The organism is uncultured Acetatifactor sp. (genome assembly GCF_948601915.1).
Taxonomy (GTDB): domain Bacteria; phylum Bacillota; class Clostridia; order Lachnospirales; family Lachnospiraceae; genus Acetatifactor.
On sequence record NZ_CAPDXS010000165.1, the window covers coordinates 1 to 10,699 of the forward strand.

Consider the following 10,699-nt stretch of genomic DNA (forward strand, 5'->3'; position numbering starts at 1 on the left):
GTGGCGTTCTCAATGGTCTCCGTGCCCTGCCTGTGATGATCCAGCACCACCACGGACTTACAGTACCGAAGGAGATCCGGACATTCCGTGATGGACGGCTTGTTCACATCCACCACCACCAGGACGGTATTGCTCCCGGCGGCTTCGATGGCCTGCTGGTTGCCGATGATCATGTCGCCCTCATACTCCGTGTTCCCCTTGAACAGCTCCACCATGGGCTCGATTGCCGGGACCTGGTCGTTCAGCACGATGTGGGCCTTGCGCCCCAGGGTCAGCGCGATCCTATAGATGCCCACGGCTGCGCCGAAGCTGTCCGCGTCCGGCATCCTGTGGCCCATCACCAGCACCTGGTCCTTGCCCGTGATAATCTCCCGAAGGGCATGGGCCTTCACGCGGGCCTTCACGCGGGTATTCTTCTCCACCTGCTGGCTCTTGCCGCCATAGTAGGTGATGCTCTCCGGCGTCTTGATGACGGCCTGGTCGCCGCCCCGGCCCAGGGCCAGATCGATGGCATTGCGGGAGAATTCATAGTTCTGGGCATAGGTCAGGCCGTCCAGCCCTACGCCGATGCTGATGGTCACCGCCATCTCGTTGCCGATATTGACCGTCTTGACCTCCTCCAGCAGGTCGAAGCGGGACTCCTGGAGCTGGGCCACCGCCCGCTTGCGCATGATGGCCAGGTACTTGTCCTTCTCCAGCTTCTTGCAGATGCCGTCGAAGGAGGAGATGTATTTGTTCACCTTCCGGTCGATCAGCGCGATCAGAAGGGAACGGCGCACCTCTTCCACGCCGTCCAGCGCCTCATCGTAATTGTCCAGGTAGATCATGCCCACGGCAAGGCTCTGGTCGTCCACCTCCTGCAGGGCGATGTGCAGGGCGGTCTCATCGTAGAGATAGACCGCTGTCAGGAATCCCTCATACCCCTCCTCGTCTATCATATCGCTGTGCTCCGCCATCTCCTGAAGGGAAATCTTCTTCAATTTCACTACATATTCGTTTCCCTCATATTCCAGCTCATACTGGGCCTCGTCCACCTCATTGGCATCCGGCAGACGGTCCTTTGTGATCGTGGGGAAAAGGGATGTGATGGATTTTTTATACCCCTTGGGCTGATGGACGATGGCTTCAAAGGCGCTGTTCGTCCATATCACTTTTCCGTTGTCTTCCAGCAGGGCATAAGGGACATCCAAATCCCGCAGGAGCTTCTTCTGAATCTGCCCGTACTCCGTGGCAAAGCTGATCAGCTCGTTCATGACCAGGGGCCTGTTTCGGAAATACAGCGACAGGGTAACGGCAAAATAGCATATCAGATATCCTGTCAGGATGATGCCCGCACGGATATCGATGGTAAATACGGCCACATCCACTATGCACAAAAGCAAGCCCAGATAGATGCCAAACTGAATATATGACTTAATGCGGCCCTTTAGTTTTATTCTTTTTTTCATATGGATACCTCGCAGGGCCGACGCTCCCTGCTGTTTTCTTTTATTTCTGTGGCTGCCACAGGCTGCCATAGGCTCTGCCTACCCGACCATTATACCATACTCTTCAACACGATGCCACAATATAATTTGTCTAATATGGATATGTTTTGTTGAATCAGATAGATATCATTTATATAAACGGCATTTATCATGCCTTTTCCCGGTTTGTGTGCAAGAGTTAATCACCGAATATATAGATAACAGAATAAAAACACAATATCGCAAAAAGGCCGACCGCCCCTGCGGACGGTCAGCCTCCTTCCTGCCCCTTACGGTCAATCCTGAACGTAAGGCATAAGCGCCACATGGCGCGCCCTCTTGATTGCAACCGTCAGCGCCCTCTGATGCTTCGCGCAGTTTCCGGTGATGCGGCGGGGAAGAATCTTGCCCCTCTCGGAAACGTATCTCTTCAGCTTGTTGGTATCCTTGTAGTCAATCACATTGTCCTTGCCGCAGAACACGCATACCTTTCTCTTCCTGCGGGCACCGCCCTTTTTCCTCACCGGGCCGTCGGGTTTCTCACTCTTATTAAAAGCCATCTCAATGCCTCCTATCTCACATATTCGTACTTAGTTGAAGGGCAGCTCCTCGTCGATGCCGTCGGGGATGTTCATGAAGCCATCTCCGGCTCCGGAGGGTGCAGGAGCGCTGCCGCCTCCTGCATAGCCGCCATTGTTGTAACCGCCGCCATTGTTATATCCACCCGCGTTCCCACCGGATGCATTCTTGCTCTCGGCGAATTCGATTTCGTCCACCATGACGCGGACGCTGTAGACCATCTGGCCTTCCTTGTTGGTGTAATTGTCGTTCTGAATCCTGCCGCACACCACAATCTTCGTGCCCTTGTGCAGGTATCTCTCCACGAACTCCGCCTGCTTGCCGAAAGCAGTGCAGTTAAAGAAATCCGCGTCAGGCTCGCCCTCACGCTTGAACCTCCTGTCCACCGCAATGGAAAAACGTGCCACCGATGTCTGACTGGCCCCCTGTGAATACCTTACCTCCGGGTCTCTGGTCAGACGCCCCATAAGAATCGCTTTGTTCATATCGTCTCTCGCTTTCTAATTGAGCTCAGTCCTGTCTGACGACTAAGTATCTGATGACATTGTCCATGATGCGGACACGGCTCTCGATTTCGATGGGCACCGTGCTCTCAGCGTCAAAGCGGATGAAATAGTAGAAGCCTTCTTTCATTTTCTGGATTTCGTAAGCAAGTCTCTTCTTGCCCCAATCGTCCACCTCTGTGATGACGCCGCCGAATCTCTCGATCAGAGCCTTGCATCTGTCAACGACAGCCGCTCTCTCTTCATCTTCAATCTTAGCGGACACGACTACAGCTAATTCATACTTATTCATGCCTGTTACTTACCTCCTTCTGGTCTCTGGCCCGCACCGGATGCGAGCAAGGAATTTGATTCATCACAAATGTAGATGATAACATATATTTCCTGATATTTCAAGGGTTTTTACAGAATCTCTTTCACATTCTTCTCCAGGAGCCTGCGGGCAATCATGATCTGGTGGCCGCAGCCCTTGCATTTCAGCCGGAAGTCTGCCCCGGAACGCAGCACCTCCCACTCCCTGCTCCCGCATGGATGCTGCTTCTTCAGTCTCACTACGTCTCCTACATTGATGTCCATTTCATGCTCCTCCCGCGCGCTCCGGCGCGCATATCTATCCCTTTATATCCTGCCGGGCAGCCGTTCCAGACAGCTTTCTGCCTGTTACAGCTTTCTGCCTACAGGTTTCCCACGAAAAAGTCCTTCACCACGCCCATGAACTCCCGCAGCAGATTGTTGGGCCCCGAGCCTAACGGCGCGCTGGCGGCCAGTCCCTCCGCGTTTATATATCCCTGCTTCTTCGCGATGCTCAGGGCGCGGAACACATGGAAATTGTTCGTCACGATTACAACGCTGTCTTCCGCCGGATCCAGCAGCCCGGCGCTGAACACCAGATTCTGGTATGTGCTGGCAGACCTGTCCTCCACAAGGATGCGCTCCTCTTCGATGCCGGCCTGCATGAGGTATCCCCGCATCCCCACGGCCTCGGGGATGGCCTCGTTCCCGCCCTGGCCGCCGGTGACAATCGCCTTCGTGTCGGGATTCTGTTCCAGATAGTCTATGGCCCTGTCCAGCCTGCGCCGCAGCACCTCGCTGGGGCCCGTGCTCTTCCACTGGGCGCCCAGTATGATGATGTAGTCCGCTCCCGGAGAGGCCTCCGCGCCGTACTGGGACAAAATCCTGGCCTCCACCGCGCCGAACACCAGCAGCCCTACGCAGAAAAGGGCACAGAAAGCGCCCTTGATCCATACCGGGATGGCGTTCATGGCCCGGCCGCTTTGGAGGATCGCCGCCAGCGCCAGGCTGCATGCCCCTATGGCCCCCCAGATCAGGAAGAAGTAGGTGCCGAAGCCCGTGATAGCGATTCCTATGCAGTATATGACGCAGAGGATCCCCAGCATGCCAAAAATACCGGCAAGGACGGGATGTCCGCCGGGGGTATGGCCCCTTCTCTCTATTTGGATGATCCTCCGGCTTCTCTCCAGAGGGATTAGATGTTCTTTTCGGTTTCTTCTCATAATCGTCAGTCTCTTTTAGCGGAATCGTATGCCTGCTCAGTTCCTTTCTGAGTCAACATTATACCACATCAGCAATCTTCCATTCAATAAAGATACTTTGTAGATTTCTTAATATTTAGTTTAGAATTAGGCCTGAATCAGGATTGCAAGCCGGCCTCCCCCATGCTACAATGAGAGCAGCAAAAGCGCGCTGCACGGCAGCGAGGGAAAGGACACGCCTATGGGAAATTATCAAGCAGAAATCGACGAACTGAAGAGAATCGTGGAAAAATACAGCAATATCGTATTCTTCGGCGGCGCGGGGGTGTCCACGGAGAGCGGGATTCCGGATTTCCGCAGCGTGGACGGGCTCTACCACCAGCAGTACGACTATCCCCCGGAGACCATCCTGAGCCACACCTTCTACCGCCGGAAGCCGAAGGAGTTCTTCCGCTTCTACCGCAACAAGATGCTATTCCTGGACGCAAAGCCCAATGCCGCCCATGTGAAGCTGGCCGAGCTGGAGGCTCAGGGGAAGCTGAAGGCCGTGATCACCCAGAACATCGACGGGCTCCACCAGGCCGCCGGGAGCAGGACGGTGCTGGAGCTCCACGGCTCGGTGCTGCGCAATTACTGTGAGAAGTGCGGGCAGTTCCATGACGTGCAGTATATACTGGACAGCGCCGACGTTCCCAAATGCGGGAAATGCGGCGGCTCCGTGAAGCCGGACGTGGTGCTCTATGAGGAGGGGCTGGACTCCCGGACCATGACGGACGCCATGCGCTTCATCCATGACGCCCAGGTACTGATCATCGGCGGCACTTCCCTGGCGGTGTACCCGGCGGCGGGGCTGATCGATTACTTCAAAGGCGACAAGCTTGTGGTCATCAATAAGGCCCCCACCCCCAGGGATGCCCATGCGGATCTGCTGATACAGGGGCCTATCGGAGAAGTGTTCTCGCAGCTGTGACCGCATCAATAGGTTTGGGCCCCTTTTTCAAAAGGAGCCATCGAAAATCAATTGCACGAAAGAACCAGCGGGTGCGTCGGGAAATGCTGTCAGCACACAATATATGGTTGTAAGCTTCAACGCATCACAGCATATAAAGCGGGGATATAGCCATTTCCCGATACCCCTTGCGTATCGTTCAGCTCAGCCGCTGCAGAGCGCCACCGCTGGTTTCCGTGCGGATTGCAATCCAAGTTTCAATCCAGAACCCCCGAAACCGGCATGTTCCGCATGGCCTCTCTCCTCTGGTAAGGCGAGTCCAGCTCCACGAGGCGCCCCTCCCTGCTGCTCTTTTCAAATGCAGTGAGGATTTCCAGCACATGGAGGGTCTGCTGCACGTCCGCCCGGGGAGCGCGGCCTTCCCGCAGGGCTTTGGCCATGTCCGCCACCCCCAGGCCTCTGCTGTTCTCCTTGTAATCGTACAGGAGGGGCATCTCCCTGAAGCTCCCGTCCTCAGGCCTAAGGAGCGAGACGCTTCCGCCGAAGCCGTTGGGATCGGGCACCCGCAGGGTCCCCCTGGTGCCATAGATTTCCAGGAAGGCCTGCCTGTCGTAGTATACGTCAAATGTAGTCACTACGGTGGCAATGGCCCCGTTCTGGAATTTCATCAGGCCCGTGGTGTGGGTGGGCACCTCCACGTCCACCACCGTGCCCTGTTTGGGCTTGCTGGTGATGATCCGCTGGGGGAAGGCCGTCCCGGTCATGCCGCTGATGCTCTGCACCCGACCGATCAGGTTCACCAGAGCCGTCATGTAGTAAGGCCCCATGTCCATCATGGGCCCGCCGCCGTACTGGTAGTAGAATTCCGGCGCGGGATGCCAGCTCTCATGTCCGTGGCACACCATCTTCGCCTCCGCTCCGATCACGTCCCCTATCATCCCGTCGTCGATGAGCCGTCTGCAGGTCTGTATCCCCGCCCCCAGGAAGGTGTCCGGCGCGCCGCCCAGCAGAAGCCCGCGCTCCGCGGCCAGGGCCGCAAGCTCCGCGCCCTCCTCGTAGGTGGCGGCCAGGGGCTTTTCGCTGTACACATGCTTGCCCGCCAGCAGCGCTGCCTTAGTGGTGGCGTAATGCTCGTTGGGGCGGGTAAGGTTCAGGACGATCTCTATCTCCTTATCCCCAAGCAGCTCCTCCATGGTATCGTACACTCTGGGGATTCCGTACTTCTCCCCGGCCTCCGCCGCCTTTTCCCGGAACAGGTCGCAGACCGCCCACACTTCCACCTCCCGGAACAGCTCCGTCAGGTTCTGGAAATAGATTCCGCTGATTGCCCCGGCTCCCAGCACGCCTATTTTTACTTTGGACTGTTTCTCTCCCATATCCCCTCGCCTCCTCAATACATTTTCGCCTTGCTCTCGAACCGCTCTGTGGTCAGCCCATGCTCCAGCGCGTAGGCCTTCCCCTCCGCCGCCCAGACAAGCCCCCGCTCCATCAGGAGCCCGGCCTCCGGGAATTTCTCGAACACATCGTCATGATGTCCCAGGGAGCAGTAGAACACCCTGCCGTTGCCCCAGAACTTGGTCCAGGCCACCGGCATGTCCACCGCCCTGTTGGCGCTGTGGTAGTAGTCCACCACCGGGAAGCGGGTGCTGGCCAGCACCTCCACCGCCGGGTCCACATGGAGATAATAGTGCTCGCTGCACACATGGAAATCCTCTATCCCCTCCACGATGGGGCTGGAGCCTTTGCGGATGTTCACCGTGTAGTCGATCCCGTCCCCGCCCGGATGGCTGACCCACTGTCCCCCAGTCATGAATTGCCATTCCACATCCTGGCGGAAGGCATCGCACATGCCCCCGTGGCATCCCGCAAGGCCGCAGCCCGCAGCCACGGCCCGGCTGATGTTCCCGGTGTACTCCGGCTTGATCTCCCCCATGGTCCAGCAGGGCACGATCAGGTCCATCCCCATGAGTTTCTCCGCGTCCGCCAGCACGTCCTGGGTGTCATGCATCTCGCAGGCATATCCGTGCCTCTCCAGCATCCCCCGGAACCGCTCGGCCACCAGCGCGGGCTCATGTCCGTCCCAGCCTCCCTGGAAAATCAATGCCTTCTTCCCTTTCTCCATATAACCACCTTGCCTTTCCGCGCCCCCCGGATCGTCCTGTGCCTGAGGGCGCTCTTCCTCTCCGTCTGCCGCCTTTTTGCCGCCTTTTTGGCGTTCCTTTTTTTACAATCGGTACTTGAAGTATAGCAGGAATTCCTGTAGAATGATTGTCAGAAAGCCAATAAAAGCAGTCACAGATTGCTATCCTGCTGTTTTTCAGGCAGGACGCGGCGGCAGCGTGGATAGCTCCGCGGAACCTGCCCGGGCATCCCGGCTTTCAAATGAAGGAATCGGAATCCATTGCCGGAAAGGAGCCTATCATGCAGCCTTTTTATGAAGACAAACAGGACGAATTCCGCTGCACCCTCACCCGGGACATCACCTTTCCGGCCCATCTCCACAGCGCCGTAGAGCTGATCTACCTCCTGGAGGGCTCTTTGGAGGTCACCGTCCAAAACCAGACAAAGAGAATCCGGAAGGACGAGGCGGCCCTCATCTTTCCGGACATGGTGCACAGCTATCTCACCACGGATGCCTGCCTGGGCATCCTGTGCATCTTTTCCCCGGCCTACGCAAGGGATTATTATCATCTATTCCGCAAGCAGCAGCCGGAATCCCCTTTCCTGTCCTCCGGCACGCGGAATCCCGATATCCCCCTGGCCTTTGGCCGGATGCTGCGCTACAGGGAGCTCTCCCTCTCCGTCAGCGCCGCCTGGCTGAACCTGATACTGTCCTTCCTGCTCTCCGACACGGTCCTGCTCCCCAGGGACAGCACGGACAGCGCCGATGTGGGCTACCGGCTCATCTCCTATGTGTCCCAGCATTTCCAGGAGCCCCTTACCCTGGACAGTCTTGCCAGGGAGCTGCATTTCAATAAATACTACATCTCCAGAGTCTTCACCGCCAGATTGCGCTGCGGCTTCTACGAGTACGTGAACCGCCTGCGGCTGGACTATGCCGCCAGGCAGCTTCGGACCACGGACCAGCGCATCACCGCCATCTGGCAGGACGCGGGCTTCGAGAGCCAGAAGACCTTCAACCGCAACTTCCTGGCCTGCTACCATATGACACCCTCCCGGTACCGCAAAGCCCAGGCCTCCATCGGAGAGGTGTTCCCGCAGTCATAGCCCGCGGCCCGGCCTCAGTGCCTAGGCTGCGTGCCACCGATACCGCCTCCGGATCCCTGCCCAAACCGCACCGTAATGGCGCAGATCTCGCTCCGGGTGCCCAGCCGCATGTCCGGGCCGAACACGCCCACGCCTGAGGTGACGATGTTGTGCATATCGCCCTTGCGCAGATAGCCGCAGATGTTCTCCCAGAAGAACCGGGCCGTCAGGTTCCCGGGAAAGGTCTGGCCGTCATGGGTATGGCCGCAGAGGTCGATGTCCACCCCGGCCTCGGCCAGCTCCGCAAGCTCCCTGGGCTGGTGGTCCATGACGATGATGGGCTTAGAGGGATCCATCCCCGCCACCACCTGCTCCGGGGTCTTGCGCACACGGATGCCCCTGCCGGGCCTGCCGTAGTCCGGCCTACCGTAGAGGTAGAAGGCATCCTCTATCAACACGCCCTCCTCCCGCAGCAGCCGGATGCCTGCCTCCTCCAGGAACGCGTCCATCCTGGGGTCGCTGGCCTTCTCCCCGGCGCTGGCAAAGGTGAAGCCTGCCAGCACCTTTTCTTTGATGTCGTGATTGCCATAGCAGGCGTAGACTCCGTATCTGCTGCGGATTCCGCCCAGGATTTCCGCCAGGGCCTCCGGATCCTCCAGGGCCTCGTACTCATTGTCGAAAATGTCCCCGGCCATGACTACAAGGTCGGCATCTTCTTCATTGATCAGGCTGACCATCTGCTCCATGTGGCGGATTCCTATGCTGTATCCCAGGTGGAGATCCGCCACCAGCACGATTTTCAGCTCCTCTATCCCCGGGGCCTCCTTGTCCACGTACAGTTCATATTCTGTCACCCTGATTCTGTCCGCGCTCACGATTCCCGCCAGGCTGCAGACGCAGATGCAGAGGATGCAGACCGCTCCGATGGCCGCATGGCCGCCCCGAGAGAACAGCAGCTCTATCCAGCGAGGCTTCGCCGGAAGCCTCCGGCAAGATTTTCCCGAAAGCTTCCGCCGGGATTCCTCCCGAAAGAAAAGCCGCTTCAGCGCCAGCCGGATCAGATCCGCTGCGGCAATCACCAGCAGGGCGTAGAGCAGCACCCCCAGCCAGGTATTGCTGAGCTGCTTGAGCAGCCGCTTGGCGGGCGAGGGCTCCAGCAGGAACGCGGCCAGGATGCTGAAGGCCACGCACAGATAGAAGACGCATATGGGGATGCGTATCCTTTTCCTTGCCAGGTAGGGCAGGCATCTCTCCAGCCAGGTCTGCAGCCGGTAGAATACATAGGCGCAGAGCAACAGGTAGAGCGGCGATAAACAGACTGCTATCATACTATCCTCACCTCCCGGGTCTGTATCTGGAGCTGCATCTGGATCCGGCTCTGATAGTCCGTGATGCCCTTCCCCTCATTGGGATGCCTCGAAGAGTATACCTGGTCTGCGGCAAAGAGGCACAGCAGGAGGATTCCGGCCCCTATCAGCAGTCCGGAGGGCAGACGGCGCAGCAGCCCGTCCAGGAAGGGGGCCAGCACATATACGATCGCCATGCCGCCGATGCCGAAGACCAGCAGCCCCTCCGCGCAGATCCGGCCGTGCAGGTTCAGGAAGTATCCCGTGTAGTCCCACCATCTGGTGCCGCCATGGACATATTCCAGGTACACGGATGTGAAATACTCCACGCAGCCGCACAGCGCTATGGCCAGGAGGAATTCCAGCACGGGCTTTCGCCGGAACCGGTTCAGCAGCAGGAGCATCATGACGCTGCCGGTTCCGTAGATGGGGAGCCAGGGCCCGTGGAGCACGCCCCGGTTCACGAAGGCCCCGTCCGCAATCAGGTGGAGCCCCACCTCCCAGAGCCATCCCACGAAGGACAGGGCGAAGAACATCAGAATCACGGACCAGACGGAATAGCATCTGAGATAGTTGAGACTAACCACCCACTTGCGCTTGCGCTTCTCCGGAACCGGGTGCAGCCTGGTGGGGTAGATCTGCCCCTCCAATGCCTTTCTGTCGTATTCCAGAAGGAACCTGCGGCTGCGCTCCTCCTCCAGAGCCTGGATTTCCTTCCCCTGTCCGACGGCCACGCCGAAGGTTTCCGCCAGGAATCCGGAGATTCCCTTCAGTTCCGGCAGCTTTGGCGATTGCGCCCCGCATTCCCTGTCCACGTCCGCATATTCGGTTTTCAGCGTATATTTATCCGCGTGCGCGAACAGATACCGGTCGTTCAAAAGCCCGGCGCCCTCCACCCGGTTCCGGATGCCCAGGCTGCGCAGTCTGGCATAATACTCTGCCATCACGGCCGTCTTGTAGGGGGTGGCGAACAGGATGTTGGAGACGCCAAACGTCAGGATGCCCAGCAGATCCCATCCCAGGAAGGACAGCTCCAGCACGAAGCATTCCCATTTATGGCCGTCCATGAGCCTTCTGGACAGGGAGATCGCATCCAGGGTCTTCATGGAAGGGTTCTCCGCCAGGAGATAGGGCACCAGGTGGTAGGAATAGGCCT

The 10,699-nt window shown here is 58.2% G+C and carries 12 protein-coding genes; 2 read left to right on the plus strand and 10 right to left on the minus strand.

The window, feature by feature from the left end; genetic code table 11:
* The 6 genes from Q2B33_RS20810 to Q2B33_RS20835 all read right to left on the minus strand — a co-directional run.
* The coding region (locus tag Q2B33_RS20810; RefSeq protein WP_300914225.1) for a DHH family phosphoesterase at window positions 1-1,448 on the minus strand (1,448 nt) is incomplete at its 3' end.
* A 314-nt stretch (window positions 1,449-1,762) separates the two neighbouring features.
* Window positions 1,763-2,026, minus strand: a complete 264-nt coding sequence (gene rpsR / locus Q2B33_RS20815; protein WP_300566185.1) for a 30S ribosomal protein S18 — start codon at window positions 2,024-2,026, stop codon at window positions 1,763-1,765.
* 30 nt (window positions 2,027-2,056) lie between these two features.
* Window positions 2,057-2,530 carry a single-stranded DNA-binding protein gene (locus tag Q2B33_RS20820; RefSeq protein WP_296461484.1) on the minus strand — a complete coding sequence of 158 codons (474 nt, stop codon included), beginning with the start codon at window positions 2,528-2,530 and terminating at the stop codon, window positions 2,057-2,059.
* A 25-nt stretch (window positions 2,531-2,555) separates the two neighbouring features.
* Window positions 2,556-2,840 carry a 30S ribosomal protein S6 gene (gene rpsF, locus Q2B33_RS20825; RefSeq protein WP_296461486.1) on the minus strand — a complete coding sequence of 95 codons (285 nt, stop codon included), beginning with the start codon at window positions 2,838-2,840 and terminating at the stop codon, window positions 2,556-2,558.
* Window positions 2,841-2,950: 110 nt separating this feature from the next.
* The gene (locus tag Q2B33_RS20830) at window positions 2,951-3,124 is read right to left on the minus strand and encodes a DUF951 domain-containing protein (RefSeq protein WP_251206813.1); all 174 of its coding nucleotides are present in this window, start codon (window positions 3,122-3,124) and stop codon (window positions 2,951-2,953) included.
* Between the two features lie 98 nt (window positions 3,125-3,222).
* Entirely contained in the window at window positions 3,223-4,062 is an 840-nt protein-coding gene (locus Q2B33_RS20835) for a YdcF family protein (protein WP_300566180.1), read from the minus strand.
* A 220-nt stretch (window positions 4,063-4,282) separates the two neighbouring features.
* On the opposite strand from Q2B33_RS20835, the gene Q2B33_RS20840 reads away from it, so the two are divergent.
* Complete coding sequence (locus Q2B33_RS20840) at window positions 4,283-5,011, plus strand: NAD-dependent protein deacylase (RefSeq protein WP_300566178.1); 729 nt, start codon at window positions 4,283-4,285, stop codon at window positions 5,009-5,011.
* A 236-nt stretch (window positions 5,012-5,247) separates the two neighbouring features.
* On the opposite strand, the gene Q2B33_RS20845 is transcribed toward Q2B33_RS20840, so the two are convergent.
* Together Q2B33_RS20845 and Q2B33_RS20850 are read right to left on the minus strand one after the other, a co-directional pair.
* A complete protein-coding gene (locus Q2B33_RS20845; RefSeq protein ID WP_300566176.1) occupies window positions 5,248-6,366 on the minus strand; it encodes a Gfo/Idh/MocA family protein in 1,119 nt (372 codons plus the stop codon).
* Window positions 6,367-6,380: 14 nt separating this feature from the next.
* A complete protein-coding gene (locus Q2B33_RS20850; RefSeq protein ID WP_300566174.1) occupies window positions 6,381-7,112 on the minus strand; it encodes a ThuA domain-containing protein in 732 nt (243 codons plus the stop codon).
* 299 nt (window positions 7,113-7,411) lie between these two features.
* Between Q2B33_RS20850 and Q2B33_RS20855 the strand changes: the two genes are divergently transcribed.
* The gene (locus Q2B33_RS20855) at window positions 7,412-8,218 is read left to right on the plus strand and encodes an AraC family transcriptional regulator (RefSeq protein WP_300566172.1); all 807 of its coding nucleotides are present in this window, start codon (window positions 7,412-7,414) and stop codon (window positions 8,216-8,218) included.
* A gap of 14 nt (window positions 8,219-8,232) precedes the next feature.
* Here the strand turns inward: Q2B33_RS20855 and Q2B33_RS20860 are convergent, their stop codons facing one another.
* Complete coding sequence (locus Q2B33_RS20860) at window positions 8,233-9,525, minus strand: metallophosphoesterase (protein WP_300566170.1); 1,293 nt, start codon at window positions 9,523-9,525, stop codon at window positions 8,233-8,235.
* A partial coding sequence (locus tag Q2B33_RS20865; RefSeq protein WP_300823010.1) for a DUF975 family protein occupies window positions 9,522-10,699 on the minus strand: 1,178 nt, incomplete at its 5' end. The genes Q2B33_RS20860 and Q2B33_RS20865, both read right to left, overlap by 4 nt.